The 19,533-nt window shown below is 69.9% G+C and carries 17 protein-coding genes; 11 read left to right on the top strand and 6 right to left on the bottom strand.

Annotation, left to right across the window (positions count from 1 at the left end):
* Positions 1-4: 4 nt before the first annotated feature.
* The 8 genes from VC184_RS11110 (at position 5) to VC184_RS11075 (ending at position 9,050) form a co-directional block, all read left to right on the top strand.
* Positions 5-907 carry a F0F1 ATP synthase subunit gamma gene (locus VC184_RS11110; protein ID WP_112617262.1) on the top strand — a complete coding sequence of 301 codons (903 nt, stop codon included), beginning with the start codon at positions 5-7 and terminating at the stop codon, positions 905-907.
* A gap of 21 nt (positions 908-928) precedes the next feature.
* A complete protein-coding gene (atpD, locus tag VC184_RS11105) occupies positions 929-2,374 on the top strand; it encodes a F0F1 ATP synthase subunit beta (RefSeq protein WP_091502862.1) in 1,446 nt (481 codons plus the stop codon).
* A gap of 1 nt (position 2,375) precedes the next feature.
* The gene (locus tag VC184_RS11100) at positions 2,376-2,633 is read left to right on the top strand and encodes a F0F1 ATP synthase subunit epsilon (RefSeq protein ID WP_023955192.1); all 258 of its coding nucleotides are present in this window, start codon (positions 2,376-2,378) and stop codon (positions 2,631-2,633) included.
* 69 nt (positions 2,634-2,702) lie between these two features.
* Positions 2,703-3,455 (top strand): YaaA family protein, encoded by a 753-nt coding sequence (locus VC184_RS11095; RefSeq protein WP_282501307.1) that lies wholly within the window; start codon positions 2,703-2,705, stop codon positions 3,453-3,455.
* A gap of 113 nt (positions 3,456-3,568) precedes the next feature.
* A complete protein-coding gene (locus VC184_RS11090) occupies positions 3,569-4,300 on the top strand; it encodes a large exoprotein (protein WP_112617260.1) in 732 nt (243 codons plus the stop codon).
* Between the two features lie 84 nt (positions 4,301-4,384).
* A complete protein-coding gene (locus VC184_RS11085; RefSeq protein WP_112617259.1) occupies positions 4,385-5,368 on the top strand; it encodes an aldo/keto reductase in 984 nt (327 codons plus the stop codon).
* 72 nt (positions 5,369-5,440) lie between these two features.
* The gene (locus tag VC184_RS11080; RefSeq protein WP_114588455.1) at positions 5,441-6,241 is read left to right on the top strand and encodes a PP2C family protein-serine/threonine phosphatase; all 801 of its coding nucleotides are present in this window, start codon (positions 5,441-5,443) and stop codon (positions 6,239-6,241) included.
* A 67-nt stretch (positions 6,242-6,308) separates the two neighbouring features.
* Positions 6,309-9,050 (top strand): FtsK/SpoIIIE domain-containing protein, encoded by a 2,742-nt coding sequence (locus VC184_RS11075; RefSeq protein WP_282501306.1) that lies wholly within the window; start codon positions 6,309-6,311, stop codon positions 9,048-9,050.
* Here the strand turns inward: VC184_RS11075 and ald are convergent.
* Positions 9,016-10,131, bottom strand: coding sequence for an alanine dehydrogenase (gene ald / locus VC184_RS11070; protein WP_274178789.1), 1,116 nt, complete (start codon positions 10,129-10,131; stop codon positions 9,016-9,018). The two genes, VC184_RS11075 and ald, sit on opposite strands and share 35 nt — an antisense overlap.
* Before the next feature lie 34 nt (positions 10,132-10,165).
* Entirely contained in the window at positions 10,166-11,155 is a 990-nt protein-coding gene (locus tag VC184_RS11065; RefSeq protein WP_112617255.1) for an asparaginase, read from the bottom strand.
* 52 nt (positions 11,156-11,207) lie between these two features.
* Between VC184_RS11065 and VC184_RS11060 the strand changes: the two genes are divergently transcribed.
* Positions 11,208-11,687 carry an OsmC family protein gene (locus VC184_RS11060; RefSeq protein WP_112617254.1) on the top strand — a complete coding sequence of 160 codons (480 nt, stop codon included), beginning with the start codon at positions 11,208-11,210 and terminating at the stop codon, positions 11,685-11,687.
* 9 nt (positions 11,688-11,696) lie between these two features.
* On the opposite strand, the gene VC184_RS11055 is transcribed toward VC184_RS11060, so the two are convergent.
* Together VC184_RS11055 and VC184_RS11050 are read right to left on the bottom strand one after the other, a co-directional pair.
* Positions 11,697-12,500, bottom strand: a complete 804-nt coding sequence (locus tag VC184_RS11055; RefSeq protein ID WP_378719934.1) for a lysophospholipid acyltransferase family protein — start codon at positions 12,498-12,500, stop codon at positions 11,697-11,699.
* Between the two features lie 125 nt (positions 12,501-12,625).
* Positions 12,626-14,050: an HNH endonuclease signature motif containing protein gene (locus tag VC184_RS11050; protein WP_274178788.1), complete on the bottom strand. Its 1,425-nt coding sequence runs from the start codon at positions 14,048-14,050 to the stop codon at positions 12,626-12,628.
* Between the two features lie 142 nt (positions 14,051-14,192).
* On the opposite strand from VC184_RS11050, the gene VC184_RS11045 reads away from it, so the two are divergent.
* Complete coding sequence (locus tag VC184_RS11045) at positions 14,193-15,170, top strand: FKBP-type peptidyl-prolyl cis-trans isomerase (RefSeq protein WP_274178787.1); 978 nt, start codon at positions 14,193-14,195, stop codon at positions 15,168-15,170.
* A gap of 57 nt (positions 15,171-15,227) precedes the next feature.
* A complete protein-coding gene (dxr, locus tag VC184_RS11040) occupies positions 15,228-16,313 on the top strand; it encodes a 1-deoxy-D-xylulose-5-phosphate reductoisomerase (RefSeq protein ID WP_274178786.1) in 1,086 nt (361 codons plus the stop codon).
* A 9-nt stretch (positions 16,314-16,322) separates the two neighbouring features.
* Here the strand turns inward: dxr and pflA are convergent, their stop codons facing one another.
* Both pflA and pflB read right to left on the bottom strand, forming a co-directional pair.
* A complete protein-coding gene (gene pflA, locus VC184_RS11035) occupies positions 16,323-17,126 on the bottom strand; it encodes a pyruvate formate-lyase-activating protein (protein ID WP_274179033.1) in 804 nt (267 codons plus the stop codon).
* Positions 17,127-17,140: 14 nt separating this feature from the next.
* Positions 17,141-19,414, bottom strand: a complete 2,274-nt coding sequence (gene pflB / locus VC184_RS11030) for a formate C-acetyltransferase (RefSeq protein WP_274178785.1) — start codon at positions 19,412-19,414, stop codon at positions 17,141-17,143.
* Positions 19,415-19,533 lie beyond the last annotated feature (119 nt).

Genomic DNA, 19,533 nt, shown 5'->3' with positions numbered 1-19,533 from the left:
ACTTATGGGCGCACAACTCCGGGTCTACAAGCAGAAGATCAGTTCTGCTCAGACGACCAAGAAGATCACGAAGGCGATGGAGCTCATCGCGGCTTCGCGCATTCAGAAGGCGATGGGACGCGTCCGCGCATCCTCTCCCTTCGCGCGAGCTGTGACGCGCGCCGTCTCCGCGGTGGCGACCCACTCCGACGTCGAGCACCCGCTGACGACCGAGCGCGAGACGATCCGTCGTTCCGCGGTCGTCATCTTCGCCTCCGATCGCGGCCTCGCCGGCGCGTTCAACTCGCAGATCCTCCGCGAGGGTCTCGAGCTGGCCGAGCTGCTGCGGTCGCAGGGCAAGGAAGTGGACTACTACCTCATCGGTCGCAAGGCCGTCGGGTACTTCCAGTTCCGCCGGATGCGGGCTGCGGGCGAGTGGACGGGTGACACCGACACGCCGCACTTCAGCACGGCCGAGCAGGTCGCCGGGGCTCTCCTCGACGCCTACGCTCAGGGCGGCGAAGACGGCGGCGTGGACGAGATCCACCTCGTGTACAACCGCTTCGTCAGCATGATGACGCAGACACCTGAATCAGTCCGTCTGCTGCCCCTCGAAGTCGTCGAGGCCGATGCGGCGACGGCGGACCAGGCTCCGGTCTATCCGCTGTACGAGTTCGAGCCCGACCCCGAGACGGTGCTCGACGCGCTGCTGCCGGTGTACGTCCAGAGCCGCGTGTTCAACGCGCTGCTCCAGTCGTCCGCCGCGAAGCACGCCGCGACGCAGAAGGCGATGAAGTCGGCGAGCGACAACGCCGACAAGCTCATCACCGACTACACCCGCCTGCGCAACAACGCTCGCCAGGCCGAGATCACTCAGCAGATCGCCGAGATCGTCGGCGGCGCCGACGCTCTGGCGTCGGGCAAGTAAGACCAACCGAAAGAGACAGACATGACTACCGTCACTGCCGAAGCCACGTCGGTCGTCGGCCGCGTTGCGCGCGTCACCGGCCCCGTCGTCGACATCGAGTTCCCGCACGACTCGATCCCCGACATCTACAACGCGCTGAAGACCACGATCACGATCGACGGCGAGTCGACCGAGATCACCCTCGAGGTCGCTCAGCACCTCGGCGACGACCTCGTTCGCGCCATCTCGCTGAAGCCGACCGACGGCATGGTCCGCGGCCAGGAGGTGCGCGACACCGGCGGCCCCATCACGGTCCCCGTCGGGGACGTCACCAAGGGCAAGGTCTTCAACGTCACGGGCGACGTTCTCAACGCCGCCGAGGGCGAGACCGTCGAGGTCACCGAGCGCTGGGGCATCCACCGCCAGGCGCCGAGCTTCGACCAGCTCGAGTCGAAGACCCAGATGTTCGAGACGGGCATCAAGGTCATCGACCTCCTCACCCCGTACGTCCAGGGTGGAAAGATCGGCCTCTTCGGTGGTGCCGGCGTCGGCAAGACCGTCCTCATCCAGGAGATGATCCAGCGCGTCGCGCAGGACCACGGTGGTGTGTCGGTGTTCGCCGGTGTCGGTGAGCGCACCCGTGAGGGCAACGACCTCATCCACGAGATGGAGGAGGCGGGCGTCTTCGACAAGACCGCCCTCGTCTTCGGCCAGATGGACGAGCCGCCGGGGACGCGTCTGCGCGTCGCCCTGTCGGCCCTGACGATGGCGGAGTACTTCCGCGACGTGCAGAAGCAGGACGTGCTGCTCTTCATCGACAACATCTTCCGCTTCACGCAGGCCGGTTCCGAGGTCTCGACGCTGCTGGGCCGTATGCCCTCGGCCGTGGGCTACCAGCCCAACCTCGCCGACGAGATGGGTGTGCTCCAGGAGCGCATCACCTCGACGCGCGGTCACTCGATCACCTCGCTGCAGGCGATCTACGTCCCCGCCGACGACTACACCGACCCGGCCCCGGCGACGACCTTCGCGCACCTCGACGCCACGACCGAGCTCTCGCGCGAGATCGCGTCGAAGGGTCTGTACCCGGCCGTCGACCCGCTGAGCTCGACGAGCCGCATCCTCGACCCGCGCTACATCGGTGAGGACCACTACCGCGTGGCCACCGCCGTGAAGCAGATCCTGCAGAAGAACAAGGAGCTGCAGGAGATCATCGCAATCCTCGGTGTCGACGAGCTCTCCGAAGAGGACAAGATCGTCGTGTCGCGTGCACGCCGCATCCAGCAGTTCCTCTCGCAGAACACCTACATGGCGAAGAAGTTCACCGGTGTCGAGGGCTCCACGGTCCCGATCAAGGAGACCATCGAGTCGTTCGACGCGATCGTCAAGGGCGACTTCGACCACGTGGCCGAGCAGGCCTTCTTCAACGTCGGCGGTATCGGCGACGTCGAAGAGAAGTGGGCGAAGATCCAGAAGGAGAACAGCTGACATGGCTCTGACGGTCACGCTCGTCTCCGCCGAGGCGGAGGTCTGGTCGGGCGAGGCGTCCCTCGTCGTGGCCAAGACCGTCGAGGGCGAGATCGGCTTCATGGCGGGTCACGAGCCGGTGCTCGCGATCCTCGCCGAAGGTCAGGTGCGTATCACGCAGCCCGGCGGCGAGAAGATCGTCGCCAATGCGCAGGACGGCTTCCTGTCGATGGAGGGCGACGAGCTCACCATCGTGGCGGGTAACGCTGCGCTCGCCTGACCCGCACTGCGTCTACGAGAGACCGCACCCTCCGGGGTGCGGTCTCTCGCGTTGAAGGGAGATTTCCGGATGCTGCTCCTGCTGCCGCCGTCCGAGACCAAACGCGCCGGGGGTACCGGTGCGCCGCTCGACATCGACGCCCTGGCCCTGCCGCAGCTGGCGCCCGAGCGCCGCGCGGCCGTGGACGCGCTCGTCGCGTTGTCGGCGGATCCGGACGCCGCGGCGCGGGTGCTCAAGCTCAGCGCGCGTCAGCTGGGCGAGGTGGCGGTGAACTCCGCGCTCATGACCTCTCCGACGATGCCCGCCGTCGACCGGTACACCGGCGTCCTCTTCGATGCTCTCGATGCGGCCGCGCTCGACGCCGGGGCGCGGGGCTGGCTCGGCGAGCATGTGCTCATCCAGTCGGCGCCCTTCGGTCCCGTCGCCGCGCTCGATCCCATCCCGGCGTATCGGCTGGCGGCGGGCACGGCGCTTCCGGGCATCCCGCCGCTCCGCCGGCATTGGGCTGCGGCGAGCTCGGCCGCCTTGATGGGGGCCGGGGCGCCGTTCGTGCTCGATCTGCGCTCGGAGGCCTACGTGGCCCTGGCTCCGGTCCCCGCGGCGATGCCCTCCGCGTTCGTCCGCGTGGTCTCCGCCGGCGCCGATGGAACAGTGCGCGCCCTCAACCACTTCAACAAGCACGCGAAGGGCGAGTTCACGCGTTCGCTCGCCCGTTCGGCTGCGACCGTGAGCTCTCGAGACGACCTTCTCGCGTGGGCCGCGTCACACGGATGGGTGCTGCGCGAGACGGCTGGATCGTCCGAGCTCGAGCTCGTCGTCTGATGCCCCATGCCCGGTGCTGTCGAGGTCGCACGCCGGGTCCGGTGTTTCGCTAGCATGAGCGGCGACCCACGGCGCGAGCGCTTCGTGCCGGGTCGCGACTGAGGAGGTCGTACATGTCGGGTTACTACGACGATGGTGCGGGCGCGGGCGCTTTCCTCGCCCTCATCCTGCTGATTCTTCCCATCATCCTGATCATCGTGCTCGCGGGCTACATCATCAGCTCGTTCTTCTACATGAAGATCTTCGAGAAGGCCGGCGTGCAGGGAAAATGGCGCGCCTGGGTTCCGGTCTACCGCGAGATGGTCTTCGCGAAGCTCGGTGACATCTCTCCCTGGGTCATGCTGGGCGCGCTCGTCGCGACGGCGGTGCTGAGCAACATCCCGGCGATCGGATTCATCTTCAGCTACCTCGCGATCGTCGCGCTGGCTCTGGCCAGCGTTCGCGTCGGTCAGAAGCTCGGCAAGGACTGGCCGCTCGTGCTGCTGTACATCATCCCCGGCATCGGCGGGCTGATCTGGCTCGGTATCGCCGCGTTCTCGAGCTCGCCGTGGAATCCCCACGTGCAGCCCTCGCCGTGGCGCACCTCGTTCCTGCGCGACACGACGGTCTGGCAGGGCATCCCGGTCCAGCCCGACGGCGGCGCGGCACCCGCACCGGGCGCGTACGGCTCCACCGGTGCCGGCTATGCATCTTCCTCCGCTCCCGCCGCGCCGCCGGCCGGTTCGTACCCGCCGCCGGCCACGCCGCCGGCGCCCCCGGCCGGTGCCTACCCGCCGCCGGCGGCACAGCCGCCCGTGACGCCTCCGACCACCGAGCCCCCCGCGCCGGACGCCCCGCGGCAGTGAACACCCGAGGAACCCTCGTCGTATGACGGGGGTTCCTCGCCGTAGCGGGCGCCGACCCCACGGATTCGGGTCTAGCGTGGAGGGATGGACGACGCAGTGCACACCCGCCGACTCGGAACCTCCGGCCTGCTCGTCTCGGCCGTCGGGCTGGGATGCAACAACTTCGGGCGGCGGGGAACTCCCACGCAGACTCTCGACGGCACGGTCGCGGTGCTCGACGCCGCTTTCGACGCCGGCATCACCTTCTTCGACACCGCCGACATCTACGGCGGCGAGCCCGGTCTGTCCGAGACGCTGATGGGTGAGGCCCTGCGGGGACGTCGCGACCGCGTCGTGGTCGCCACGAAGTTCGGTCACAGCGCCGTGGACCTCGGGCTGCCGGGCGCGAAAGGATCTCGCGCCTACATCCGACGTGCGGTGGAGGCCTCGCTCGAGCGCCTGCAGACCGACTGGATCGACCTCTACCAGCTGCACACCCCCGACCCCGAGACGCCTATCGAAGAGACGCTCGACGCGCTGTCGGAGCTCGTACGGGAGGGCAAGGTCCGCTACATCGGACACTCCAACTTCGCGGGTTGGCAGATCGCCGAGGCCGAGGCCGTGGCGCGTGCACGCGGTGATGTGCCGTTCGTCTCCGCGCAGAACCACTACAGCCTGCTCGCACGCGCCGCCGAGCGTGAGGTCCTGCCGGCCGTCCGTCATTTCGGGAGGGGATTCCTCCCGTACTTCCCGCTGCACAACGGCTTGCTCACCGGGAAGTTCACCCGCGACCACATCCCCGCCGACTCGCGGGTCGCGAGGGAACGGCGTCATCTGTGGGAGAACGCTCCCTGGGACGCCATCGAGGCGTACCGGACCTTCTGCGACGAGCGTGGCATCACGATGGTGCAGGCGACCTTCGGCTGGCTCCTGGCGCAGCCGGCCCTGAGCAGCGTGATCGCCGGCGCGACCTCACCCGAGCAGGTTCACTCGAATGCGGCAGCCGCCTCGGCGTGGCACCCCGATGCTGCCGAGCTGGCCGCGATCGACGCGCTCTTCCCGTTGCCGTCCGACCCCGCCGCGGGGTGAAGAAATCACGCTCAGCGGGTGCGTCCACTAGAGTGTGACACGCCCATCCGTCGACGAAAGAAGAGTGACAGCGTGCCCGACCCCACGACCCAATCCCGGATCGTGGACGTCCCGTCCGGTGCGATCGAACTCCGGTGGGCCGCCGCGACCGACACCGGACGCCGCCGCGACAGCAACCAGGACGCCGTCCTTGCGCAGTATCCGCTGTTCATCGTCGCAGACGGCATGGGCGGACATATCGGCGGCGAGATCGCGAGCGCGAGCGCCGTCGACCGGCTCCGTGGTGTCGCCGAGCGCGGAGTGGTGACTCCCGAAGACATCGAAGAAGCCCTCGAGCGCGCCGTCGGAGACATCGCGGATCACCCCGAGACGACGGATGACGGAACGGGAACGACCGTCACCGGCGTGTACCTCGACATCGTCGACGGCGAACCGCAGTGGACGACGTTGAACATCGGCGACTCGCGGGTGTACCTGCTGCGCGACCAGGCGATCGCCCAGGTCACGACGGATCACTCCGTGGTGCAGGAGCTCGTGGCGGCCGGCCGGCTCAGCCCCGAAGAGGCGGAGCAGCACCCCTACGGGAACGTCATCACCCGCGCGGTGGGACCGAGCGACGGAGTCACCCCCGACTACGTTCGCCTCGATGTCGTCGATGGCGACCGCTTCGTGATCTGCAGCGACGGGCTCACGAAAGAGCTCACCGACTACGGCATCCTGCACTTCCTGCTCGAGAACGCCGATCCTGCGGCGGCCGTGTCGGCGATGATGACGGCGGCGTTGGAGAACGGGGGCCGTGACAACGTCACGGTCATCGTGCTCGACGCGCACGTGCGTGCTTCGAACGACGACTCCTCCCCGAACCAGGGCTGAGCCCGATCCTCCACCGCGGGCCGTGGCGCCTCTCCGGCGGCGTCTCGTCATCGCTTGACTGGGGTGCGTGCACTCCTCAGCCCGACTCGACGACCCCATCCGGCTGTCCACGTCGCTGACGCAGACGCAGGCGCGGCGATCATCCTTTCCGCTGTGGGCGGTGGTGGTCCCCATCGCCGGGGCGGTGATCCTGTGGCAGGTGACCGGCTCGCCGACGGTGCTCTGGTTCGCTGCGCTCGGTCCTCTCGTAGCCACCGCCACCATGCTCGATTCTGCACGCGTCGCGCGGCGGGAGCGGCGGCGGGCCGCGAAGCACGCAGCGGCGAGCATGCACAGAGCGCGCCTCGAGGTCGACGAGCGGCACGCGCTCGAGCGCGCGGAGCTCTGGCGTGCCACGCCGGATGTCGCGCGGCTGCTCGACGACCCCGACGAGCTGTGGCGCCCGAGGGCGGTACGCGATGTGCTCGTGATGGGAGCGGGCGATGCGCGGTCGTGTGTGCGGATCGAGGGCGAGCCGACGCCGGAGCTCCGGCATGCCGCAGGGGTGCTCCGAGATGCACCGGTCACGATCCCACTGACTGCAGGAGTAGCCGTCGTCGGACCGGCTGCGGCGCCAGCGGCGATCGCGCGCGCTCTCGTGATGCAGATCTGCCTCGTCCACCCGCCCGGTGAGGTGTGGGTGGTCGGCGCCGCTGAGGACTGGGCCCGTGACCTCCCGCACGCATCGACTCCGGGCGGCCGGCGCCTGTGGTGGGGGACCGGGGTGCCGCCTGCCGATGCCGACATCGTCATCGTCTCCGCGGGCTCCGGCGCACCGCCGCCGCAGTGTGCGGCCGTGCTCCGCGTGGGGGACGCCGACGCGGCGGTGCTCGCGTACAGCGGTTCGTCGCGGCCGATCCGTCCGGAGCCGCTCGGACGGGAGCAGGCTGCTGCGGTGACCGCCCTGCTGCGGGAGCGCGCGGAGGCGATGGGTGGTGACGCGGCGGCACCTCCGTCATTCGATGATCTCCCCGTCGTCGGAGGGGCCGGCCTCGCTGCCGTCCTCGGGGCGGGGCCCGACGGCCCGCTGGCGATCGACCTGGTCGACGACGGGCCGCACGCCGTCGTGGTGGGGGTCACGGGCAGCGGCAAGAGCGAACTGCTCGTGACGTGGATCGCCGCGCTCGCGCGGAGTCTGCCGCCCGAGCGGGTGAATTTCCTGCTCATCGACTTCAAGGGAGGTCGGGCTTTCGATGCCCTCGCGTCGCTGCCCCACGTGACCGGCGTCGTGACGGATCTCGACGAGCGCAACGCGGTGCGCGCGATCGAGAGCCTCACCGCGGAGGTGCGCCGTCGCGAGCGCGTTCTCGCCGGCCTCCGGGCCCGCGACATCGCGGATGTGCCGGACGCTCTGCCGCGATTGGTCGTCGTCGTCGACGAGTACGCCGCGCTCACCTCGACACACCCCGCGATGCACGATGTCTTCGCCGACATCGCCGCTCGAGGCCGCGCACTCGGGATGCACCTCGTGCTCGCGACCCAGCGTGCTGCGGGCTTCCGTGAGGCGGTGCTCGCGAACGCACCGTTGCGGGTCGCGCTTCGCGTGACCGACGTCGCGGATTCGCGCGCCGTGCTCGGTTCGGGCGACGCCGCCATGCTTCCCGGCGGCCGCGACGAGCGCGGGACCGCGCTGGTGATGCGTCCGGCTGATGTCCATCCGCACGTGATTCGGGTGAGCCGGTGCCCGTTGCCGGCCATCGAGTCGATCGCGCGAGCCGCGGCGGGTGCGGCCCCCGCGCGTCGGCCCTGGTTGCCGCCCTTGCCGGATGGCGTCGCGCTCGCCGACCTGCGGGGCGAGGGGTCCGTGGTGCTCGGTCTGGCCGACGAGCCGGATGCGCAGCGTCAACGTGCGGTGACGCTGGACCCTGGAGCGCCGGGGGTGGCGGTGCTCGGACGAGCCGGAGCCGGGCGCACGACGGTGCTCCGGACCATCGCTGCCCAGGTGCCCCACGATCGGGTGTGCTGGCTGCCCGACGATCTCGAGGCCGCGTGGGACGTCATCGTCGGACTCGACGACATCCCGCCGGGGTGGCTCATCGTCGTCGACGATCTCGACCGTGTGCTGGCGAGGCTGCCGGATGACTACAGCGCCGCCGCCGCGGCGATCCTGGAACGTGTGGCGCGCGACTCGCGGTCGCGTGGCGTTCAGTTCATCTGCTCTGCACAGCGGATGACCGGCGCCGTCGGCAGGATCGTCGACCAGCTTCCCGATCGCGCCGTGCTCGCCGCCGTGTCCCGGTCGGAGCATGTCGCCTTCGGCGGTGAGGGGGCTCACCATGACCCCACGGCCCCAGCGGGCCGCGGGAGGTGGCGCGGCATACTCGTGCAGTTCGCGGACGCCGGAGCGTTCGACCCCGCGCGGGAGCGGGCCCGGCCGCCCGACGTGTTCGAGCCGCGCCACGCCACGGCGTTCGTCGCGCCGCCCACCGCCGCCACGCGTGCCGCGCTGGAGCATTGGAATCGTCGGGGCTTCGAGATCGCGACCGTCGAGCAGACGACGTCGCTGCGGTCGAGGAGGGTGGTCTGGGGCACCCCGGACGCCTGGATCGGTCGGTGGCGCGCAGCGGCGACCGCCGCGCAGACCCGATGCCAGCTCGTCATCGATGCCTCGTGCGTGGGGGAGGTGCGGCTTCTGACCGGCAACAGAGATCTGCTGCCGTACGCCGCTCCCGGGCGCGGCCGCGCCTGGGTCATCGACACGCGGACGGATCGGGTCCGGCGGGTGGTGCTGCCCCTCAGCTCAGCGCGTCATCCAACGACCCCGCGGTGATGCCGTGCGCCGCCGCGACGCCGGAGTTGACGACGTGGCCTCCGGCGGTGTTCAATCCGGCGGCCAGGGCGCCGTCTGCCCGCAGGGCAACGCGCCAGCCGTGGCGGGCGATCTGCCGGACGTAGGGCAACGTCGCGTTGGTGAGCGCGGATGTCGAGGTATTCGGCACGGCGCCCGGCATGTTGGCGACGCAGTAGAACACGGTGTCGTGCACGCGGAAAGTCGGGTCGGCGTGGGTCGTCGGTCGCGTGTCCTCGAAGCAGCCTCCCTGGTCGACCGCGATGTCGACGAGCACCGAGCCCGGCCGCATCCGTGCGACGGTCTCGTTGCGCACCAGTTTGGGAGCCTTCGCCCCGGGGATGAGCACCGAGCCGATCACGAGATCGGATGCCACGACCGCACGTTCGAGATCGAGCGGGTTGGATGCCGCGGTCTTGACGCGCCCCTGGAAGTGATCGTCGAGGAAGCGGAGACGCTGGATGTTGGTGTCGAAGATCGTGACGTCCGACCCGAGACCCGCCGCGATGTACGCCGCGTTGGCCCCGGCGACCCCGCCGCCGATGACCGTCACCGCGGCGGGCCGGGTTCCGGGAACGCCGGACATCAGCAGTCCGAGGCCCCCGGCGGAGCGCAGCAAGGTTGAGGCCCCCACCATCGGGGCGAGGCGGCCGGCCACTTCGCTCATCGGGGCGAGGAGCGGCAGGCCCCCGCCGGGCAACTGCACCGTCTCGTAGGCGATGGCGGTCATGCCGCTTTCCAGGAGCCGGTCGGTGAGCGGACGGTCGGCTGCAAGATGCAGGTAGGTGAACAACACGAGGTCGTCGCGGAAGCGGTGGTACTCGCTCGCGATCGGCTCCTTGACCTTCAGCAGCAGCTCCGCGCGTGCCCAGACTTCGTCGGGGTCGTCGAGGAGCACCGCGCCGGCGTCGGCGTACTCGGAGTCGGGGAGCGACGATCCTGCGCCGGCCCCGCGCTGGACGAAGACCTCATGACCTGCGACGACCAGGTCGTGCACGCCTGCGGGGGTGAGGGCGACGCGGTACTCGTTGTTCTTGACCTCGGTGGGAACGCTGATGCGCATGGCAGTCCTTTCTGCGCTCCCTCGTGAGGAGCCGCTACACCGTCGGCCGGATGATGCCGACGTTCTGTCCGCCGCCGAGCACGGTCAGCGGAAGATGAGAGATCACGCGGGCCACCGGCGCCGCTTCGAGCGCACCGGCCTTCACGAGGAGCGTGAGTGCGATCGCCGTCGCGGCTCTCCCGTTGCCGTCGAGCACCTTCAGGGCCACGGTGGTGCCGTCGGGGGCCACCATCACGAGCACACCCTCGGCACCGGTCTTCGCGAAGACGCCGAGGCGCTCGATCGCGACGGTGTCGGGCCGGCCGGGGCCGTCGATCGTCCACGGGTTCTCGCGAACTGCTCGGACGAGGGCGCCGGCCATGCGGTGCAGCGCGAAGGGCGACCGCTCGCTCGCGGTGCCGATGCGCTGGATAGCGCGTCCGAGCGCGATGAGGCTCATCGCGTAGACGGGGGCGCCGCAGCCGTCGATCGCCATCGCCGACGCCTTGGTGCCGGTGAGTCGCTCGATGACCTCGCGGGTGTGAACCTGAAGCGGGTGGTCGGGGTCGAGGTAGGTGGTGGTGTCCCATCCGCTCGCGACGCAGGCAGCCAGCATCGCGGCGTGCTTGCCGGAGCAGTTCATCCGGATGCGGGTGGGGGAGCCGAGTTCGCGGACCATCTCGTCGCGCGTCGCGGTGTCGCCCGGCCAGGCGGGAGGGCAGCCGAGGTCGTCCTCGCCCAGCCCGACGTCGTTGAGGATGCCTCGGACGACGGAGACATGCCGGTCGGTGCCGGAGTGGCTGGCCGTCGCCAGGCCGAGTCGCTCACCCTCGAGAGAGGCCCCGGCGGTCAGGCTGGCGAGGGCTTGGAGGGGCTTGAGCGTCGAGCGCGGCAGGATCGGGGCGTCGACGTCGCCGAGGGTGCGGATCGGTGCGCCGTCGGCGCCCAGGACGACCGCTGCACCGGCATGTCGCGACTCGATGAAACCGCTGCGCTCGACGACCGCGAGCTCGACAGCGGCGGGAACGGCGAAGGTCTGCGGCACCCCGACAGCCTACCGTCGCGGACCCCGCGATGCCGCGTGCCAGACTGTCCGCATGTTGGGTGAGCATCACTACTCCGTGCGGGCTGAGTGGACCGGCAACCGCGGCACCGGGACGAGCGGCTACCGGGACTATGACCGGGCCGTGACGTTGAGCATCGAGGGCAAGCCGCCCCTCGCCGCGTCGAGCGATAAGCCCTTCCGCGGAGACCCGAGCCGGTGGAATCCGGAGGATCTTCTGCTCTCGGCGCTCTCCGAGTGCCACCTGCTGTCGTATCTGCACGCCTGCGTGACGACCGGCGTCGTCGTCGTCGAGTACACGGACGACGCCACCGGGATGATGCGCGAAGACGGGCGTGGCGGCGGTGCGTTCACGGAGGTCGTTCTGCGGCCCCGCGTCGTCGTCGCTGAGGAGTCGATGCGCGAAGCAGCCATCGCGGCGCACGCGCAGGCGAACGAATGGTGCTTCATCGCGAACTCGGTGAACTTCCCGGTCCGGCACGAGCCGACGATCGTCGTGTCGGGCGAGGGATGATTCGCTGCGTCAGCGGCGCTCGTGGGGCAGGGCCTGCTTGATCCGTTCGACGGCGTTCTGCGGCGGGGCCTCGTTGTAGGCGCCGGCGAGCTCCTGACCCGACAGGGCGTGGATCGCGGCCATGATCTCGTCGGTGGCATTGCGGCGCGCGCGACCGGAATCCGCCGACCCGTGGTGGCTGAGGTCGAGCGGCTCGCCGAATCGCACGGTGACGCGTGGGCGCAACCGCGGGAACTTGGCGCCGACGGGCATGATCTCGCTCGTGCCGATCAGTCCGACGGGGATGACCGGTGCGCCGGTCTGCAGAGCCAGGAAGGCGACCCCGGTGCGGCCCTTGTACAGGCGGCCGTCGAGTGACCGCGTGCCTTCCGGGTAGAGAGCCGTCGACCATCCCGCGTCGAGCATCTTCTTCTGCTGATCCAGGGCATCCAGCGCAGCCTGGCCGGCACCGCGCCGGACCGGGAACGCGCCGGCGGCGTAGAAGAACTCGCGCGAGAGCCACCCGCGGAAACCGGTGCCGTCGAAGTAGCTCGACTTCGCCAGGAACCGCACCGGACGCGGCGAGGCCATCGGGATGACGAAGGAGTCGATGAACGAGAGATGGTTGCTCGCGAGGATGACGGCGCCCTTGCGAGGGAAGTTCTCGCGGCCCTCGATGCGCGGGCGGTAGAGCATGCGCGCCAGCGGCGCGAGCACCCAGCGGCCGATCACGTAGGTGAGACCGATTCCGGGAACGGCTTCGACGGCGGCTGCGGCTTCTTCGTGCTCGCCGGGCTCGCCGGACTGCGGCTCGGTTGCGTCAGCGTTCACCAGACGAGGCTACTGCGGAACGCATAACTCCGTGGACATGTTGTCCCAGCGCGCGCACCCGCCGAGCGCGCGCGCCGAACTCGCGGAGCGGGCCGAACTCGCGGAGCGCGCGTCGAAGGGTGGACTCGTCAGAATGGCGGAACTCCCGGTCCGGGCGGAGCCGCGACGGTGAAGGCGACGAGCGGTGGTGGTGCGTCCTCGCGGTAGACCCGCCCCGTCGGTGATGTCCAGATCAGCCGTCCGCCGGGGAGTTGTCGTACTCGCCATCGGGTGTGGTGTTTGACGTCGTGATGGCGTTTGCAGAGGTTGGCGAGATTGCACACGTGGGTGGCACCGCCGTCGGATGCGGCGATGGTGTGGTCGAGTTCGCAGCGGATGGCGGGTTGCCGGCATCCGGGGAACCGGCAGTGCCGATCACGGGCCCGCAGCAGCCTGACCATGGCGGCGGTGGGCCGGTAGCTGTCGCACTCGAGCACGGTTCCCGTGACCGGGTCGGTCATCAACCGATCCCACGCGGTCGCGTTGCCCGCGAGCTCACGTGCAGTGGCGGCATCGATGGGGGAGCGGCCGGCCAGGTCAGCCGGCCCCTCGTCCTGACCCATCAGCGTGAGTGCCGATACCGCGACCTGCACGTGCGCGCGGATCGCCCCGAGGGTTCCGTTCCCGTCACCGGTGCCAGTCGGGTCGAGGGTCGGCGAGCCGGCGAGGAGCAGGTCGGAGAACACATCGGCGCGCACCTGATCGATCGTGCGGGCATCGTCGACGAACGACGACCCGTCGCAAATCGTCGTATCGGCATGGAGCGCGCCACCGCTCGCGTCGGTTCGCGCGTCAGGGACGTCGGCTCGTGCTTCGGGGGCGCCCGCGCCACCCGCCGCGTCGCCCTGCACCCGCGCATTGATGATCTCCCGGGCCTGGCGCGTCAGCCGGTCCACGATTCCGTCGGCGATCACGGTCGGCAGCGTCGCGATCAGGTCCGACATCCCATCCGGCCCGGGCTGCACCCGCACGCACCGCCCCGCGGCGGCGTCTTCGTGCCGCTCGGTGAACGTCCGCGGGTTGATCCGCTCCGCCAGCATCCGCAGCGCTTCGCGCACCCGGTTGGGCGTCTCGCCCTCGCACTTCTCGATCGCGGCGCGTTCGAACTCCGCCCGGCCCTCTGCGGGCACGAGGCATCCGACCTCCTGAATCACCCGCACATGCCCGCGGACGATGCGCCCGTCCTCCCACGCGGCCATCGCCAGCGGGAAGTTGTCGACCAGATCCCGGGCCTCGTCGATGCGGCGCTGCAACGTCCGGTCGGTCGCGACGAACACCCCGGCGAGCTCCGCCGCGATCCCCCGCAGCGCCATCTCGCGCGCCTTGACCTTCTCGGACGCGCCCGCGGCCTGCTTCTCCGCGAGCACCGAGGCCGCGGCGAGCACCCGAACCTCACGCACCTGACCAGCCCGAACGACGTCCGCCGCTCCTTCGGCATCCGCGACCAGCTCCGCGAGCGCATCGACGTCTGCGTCACTGCCCATCCCGCCGCTCAACCCGCCATTCGAATGCATGTTCTAATATTCCCACGGACCTCCGACATCGCCCCGCGGTTCTCCACAGCCCGAAGGGGCACGTGCATCCGCCGCTCTCAGCGCACACCGATGCTCGTGCGAGAGGATGAGAGCTCCCACCCCCGATCGAAGAGGTTCTTCCGTGCGTCTGCGCCCGTTCGCCGCCCTGTCCGTCGTCGCCGTTTCGGCGCTTGCGCTCGCCGGTTGCGCGAGCGGTGACACGGCCACCGAGTCGCCCAGCCCGAACGCCTCCGGTGCGTCGGAGCAGTGCCTCGTGAACGCCCAGCCGGGGGAGTCCTCCGACAGCATCGAGGTCTCGGGGTCCGCACCCGAGCTCACGGCGAAGGTCAATCCGGGCCTCGAGCCCGCCGAGATCGAGCGGACGCTCACGACTCGCGGCGACGGCGAGGACCTCGTCTCGGGCGATCTCGTCTCCGGCTCCTACGCGATCTACGACGGCGCGACGGGCGAGCTGCTCGAGCAGTCGCGCGACACCTCTCCCGATGACTCCGGTCTTGTGCCGGTGCTGCTCGACCCGCAGCAGTACTCGGTGTTCGTCGCGGCTCTCGAATGCGCGCCGCTCGGCTCGACCGCCGCCCTCGCGATCCCCGGCTCGGCCTTCGGTCAGGATCGGACATCAGTGGTCGTCGTCGCCGAGGGGGTCGAGAAGCTTCCGACGCGAGCCGACGGCGCCGACCAGGCCCCCGTCGACGGAATGCCGACCGTCGCCCTGGCCGACAACGGCGCCCCCACCATCACCCTCCCCGGCACGGACGCGCCGACCGAGGTGCAGCTGGCCAACCTCAAGACCGGTGACGGCGCCACCATCCAGCCCGGTGACACCGCGTTCGTGCAGTACACCGGCGTGAAGTGGTCGGACGGCTCGGTGTTCGACTCGAGCTGGGACCGCGGCCAGCCCGCAGCGTTCGAGACGAATAAGGTCGTCGCCGGCTTCCAGCAGGCGCTCGAGGGGCAGCAGGTCGGCTCGCAGGTGCTCGTCGTCATCCCGCCGGCCGCGGGTTACGGTGCGCAGGAGGGCAGCGAGCTCCAGAACGAGACGCTCATCTTCGTCGTCGACATCCTCGGCGTCCAGCGCACCCCGGCCCCCGCCGCGGGCTGAGGTCACCCACCGCCGCGGCAACTAAACCGGCACACCCGCAGCACCTAGGCTGACGGCATGCGTCGCGTCCTCATCCTCGGCTCCACCGGCTCGATCGGAACGCAGGCGCTCGACGTCATCGACTCCCGTCGAGACCGGTTCGAGGTCGTGGGACTCGCCGCGGGCTCGAACGCTCGGATGCTGGAAGAGCAGGCGGCGCGGTTCGGTGTGACCCACACCGCACTCGGTGCGGCCGACGCGGAACGTCTTGTCCGTGACGTCGAGGCCGATGTCGTGCTCAACGGCATCACGGGGTCGGTCGGGCTGGGCCCGACCCTGGCCGCCCTGGAGTCAGGTCGCACCCTCGCGCTGGCGAATAAAGAATCGCTCATCGTCGGCGGCGAGCTCGTCACGTCGCTCGCTGCGCCGGGTCAGATCGTTCCTGTCGACTCGGAGCACTCCGCCATCGCGCAGGCGCTGCGGTCGGGCGAGCCTGACGAGGTCCGGCGGCTCGTGCTCACGGCATCCGGCGGGCCGTTCCGCGGCCGTTGCCGCGACGAACTGGCCTCCGTCACACCGGACCAGGCCCTCGCTCACCCCACGTGGGACATGGGACGCGTCGTGACCACCAACTCCGCGACCCTCGTCAACAAGGGGCTCGAGGTCATCGAGGCGCACCTGCTGTTCGGCGTGGAGTACGACCGCATCGACGTCGTCGTGCATCCCCAGTCCGTCGTGCATTCGATGGTCGAGTTCCTCGACGGGTCCACCATCGCCCAGGCCTCGCCGCCCGACATGCGCCTGCCGATCTCGCTCGGTCTCGACTGGCCGCGCCGGGTCGCGGGCGTCGGCGCTCCGCTCGACTGGACGCGCGCGAGCGCGTGGACCTTCGAGCCGCTCGACGACGCCGCGTTCCCGGCCGTCGCCCTCGCCAAACGCGTGGGTCGCGAGGGCGGAACCTATCCGGCGGTCTTCAACGCCGCGAACGAGCAGGCCGTCGAGGCGTTCCATGCGGGCGCGCTGAGCTTCCTCGGCATCGTGGAGACCGTCGAGCGCGTCGTCGAAGCGCACCGCCCGCCGAGCGAACTCTCGCGGGAGTCGCTCGCGGAGGCCGAGTCGTGGGCCCGGAACGCCGCTGACCGGGCGATCGGTGCGACGCGATGACGACCGCCGTCAGTAGACGGTGAGGCCTCGCGCGGCGAACTGACCGCGGACCCGGGCGAGCAGCTCGGCATCCGGCGTCGGTCGCCCGGCGAGCGGATAGGGGATGCCCAGACGCTCCCACTTCGACGTACCCATCTGATGGAACGGCAGCACCTCGACCCGCTGCACGTTCTGCCACCGGGCGACGATGTCGGCGACGGCGTCGACGTTCTCCGCGGCATCCGTGAGTCCGGGCACGAGCACGAACCTGATCCACACCGGAGTGCCGCGGGCCGCGAGGCGGTCGCCGAACTCGATCGTCGGCTGCAGGTCGCGGCCGGTGACCTCGCGATAGGTGTCGGGCAAGCCCGACTTCACGTCGAGCAGGACGAGTGAGACATCGTCGAGCAGCGCATCGGATGCCGCGCGGCCGAGGTTGCCGGAGGTGTCGATGGCGACGTGCACCCCGAGCTCGGCGGCGGCTCGGGCCAGGCGGGTGACGAAGGCCGACTGCTGCAGCGGCTCGCCGCCGGAGATCGTGAGCCCGCCGCCCGTCGCGCGGAAGACCGGCAGGTACCGGCGCAGCCGGGCGACGATGTCGTCGAGAGCGGTGAGCTCGCCGTCGCGCTGACGCCAGGTGTCGGGGTTGTGGCAGTACTGGCACCGCAGCGGGCATCCCGCGAGGAAGAGGGTCATCCTGGTGCCGGGGCCGTCCACGGAAGTGACGAGCTCCCAGGAGTGCACACTCGCGACGTGCCCGGACCGTCGTGCGGCGAGACGGTCATGACGGGGATCGCTCAGATCGGCGGTGCAGGCTTCGCCCGGCACCAGGATGGCGGACACGGGAGTCAGACCCCCGTGTGGAAGGTGCGGCTGAGCACGTCGAGCTGCTGCTCTCGGGTCAGTCGCACGAAGTTGACCGCGTAGCCGGACACCCGGATGGTCAGCTGCGGGTACTTGTCGGGATTGACCATCGCATCCTCGAGCGTCTCGCGCGTCAGCACGTTGACGTTGAGGTGGTAGCCGTCCGACGCCATCTGCGCATCGAGCAGCCCCACGAGGTTGCGCACCCGTTCCTCGGGCGTGCGCCCGAGACCGCTCGGCGTCACCGTCGTGGTCAGCGAGATGCCGTCCTGGGCCTGGTCGAAGGGCAGTTTCGCGACCGACAGTGCCGCCGCCAGCATCCCGTGCGTGTCGCGCCCGTTCATGGGGTTCGCGCCCGGGGCGAAGGGCTGACCGGCACGGCGACCGTCGGGGGTGTTGCCGGTGGCCTTGCCGTACACGACGTTCGACGTGATCGTCAGCACCGACTGGGTGTGCACCGCATCACGGTACGTCTGGTGCTTGCGGATCATCGACATGAAGTCCGACACCAGCTCGCGGGCGATCTCGTCGACGCGGTCGTCGTCGTTCCCGAAAGTGGGGAAGTCGCCGTGCACGAGGTAGTCGACGACGAGCCCCGACGCATCGCGCACCGGCTCGACGGTCGCGTACTTGATGGCCGAGAGCGAGTCGGCGGCGACCGAGAGCCCCGCGATGCCGCATGCCATGGTGCGCAGGACGTTGCCGTCGTGCAGAGCCATCTCGAGACGCTCGTAGGCGTACTTGTCGTGCATGAAGTGGATGCAGTTGAGCGCGTCGACGTACGTCTCGGCGAGCCACTCCATCATCACCCGGAAGCGCTCGCGCACGTCGTCGTACCCGAGCACGTCTCCCGAGACGGGGGCGGCGGCCGGTGCGATCTGCTTGCCGCTCACCTCGTCGCGTCCGCCGTTGATGGCGTACAGGAGAGTCTTGGCGAGGTTGACCCGAGCCCCGAAGAACTGCATCTGCTTGCCGACCGTCATCGGCGAGACGCAGCACGCGATGGCCGCGTCGTCGCCGCACAGTGCGCGGATGTGGTCGTCGGACTCGTACTGGATCGACGAGGTGTCGATCGAGACCTGCGCGCAGAACTCCTTGAAGCCGTCGGGCAGGGCGTCGGTCCACAGCACGGTCAGATTGGGCTCGGGTGCGGGGCCGAGGTTGTAGAGCGTCTGCAGGAAGCGGAAGGCGGTTTTGGTCACGAGCGTGCGTCCGTCCTCGCCGACGCCGCCGATCGACTCGGTCACCCAGGTCGGGTCGCCCGAGAACAGTGCGTCGTACTCGGGTGTGCGCAGGAATCGCACGATGCGCAGCTTGATGACGAGGTCGTCGACGAGCTCCTGGGCCTCGGCCTCGGTCAGGATGCCGCGCGCCATGTCGCGCTGGATGTACGCGTCGAGGAACGCGGTGTTGCGCCCGAAGCTCATCGCGGCGCCGTTCTGCTCCTTCACTGCGCCGAGGTAGGCGAAGTACAGCCACTGGATCGCCTCGCGGGCGGTGGCGGCGGGCCGGGTGATGTCGAAGCCGTACGAGGCGGCCATCTCGGCGAGCTCGTGCAGGGCGCGGATCTGCTCGGCGTTCTCCTCGCGCGAGCGCAGGATGTTCTCCGTCGAGGGGTGCATGTCGAGCTCCGCCCGCTCGACGTTCTTCGCCGCCACGAGTGCGTCGGTGCCGTACAGGGCGACGCGGCGGTAGTCGCCAATGATCCGGCCGCGGCCGTAGGCGTCGGGAAGGCCCGTGATGATGTGGCTGCTGCGGGCGCGGCGGACGGCCGGCGGGTAGACGTCGAACACACCGTCGTTGTGCGTCTTGCGGTACCGCGTGAAGATCGTCTCGAGGGTCGGATCGACCGGATAGCCGTATGTCTCGAGGGCGCCCTTGACCATGCGCCATCCGCCGTTCGGCATGATCGCCCGACGGAGGGGCGCGTCGGTTTGCAGACCGACGATCAGCTCGTCCTCTCGCCGGATGTAGCCCGGAGCGTGCGACGTGATCGTCGAGGGGGTGAGGGCGTCGACGTCGTACACGCCGCGCTCGCGCTCCGCCGGGAACATCTCGCTGAGCGTCTGCCAGAGCCCGGTCGTGCGGGCCGTCGGTCCCACGAGGAACGATGCGTCACCGGTGTAGGGCTCGTAGTTGCGCTGGATGAAGTCACGGACGTCGACGTCGTCCTGCCACGGGCCCGGGGCGAAGCCCGCCCACGCGGCGGGGACCGCGTCGTCGTCGTGTGCTGTCGTGGTCGGGATGACTGTGCTCATCGTGGGTCCTTCGTCCTGTCGGAAGGCCCGCCGGGGAGCGGGGAAGGCGCTGGTCGTGCCTGCCGCGGCGTGCCTGTGGCCGACGCTACGCCGCACCCGCACGTGGCGGAGGAATCGTG

This window comes from Microbacterium plantarum (assembly GCF_035231185.1).
Taxonomy (GTDB): domain Bacteria; phylum Actinomycetota; class Actinomycetes; order Actinomycetales; family Microbacteriaceae; genus Microbacterium; species Microbacterium plantarum.
This window is presented reverse-complemented; position numbering and strand designations above follow the sequence as displayed.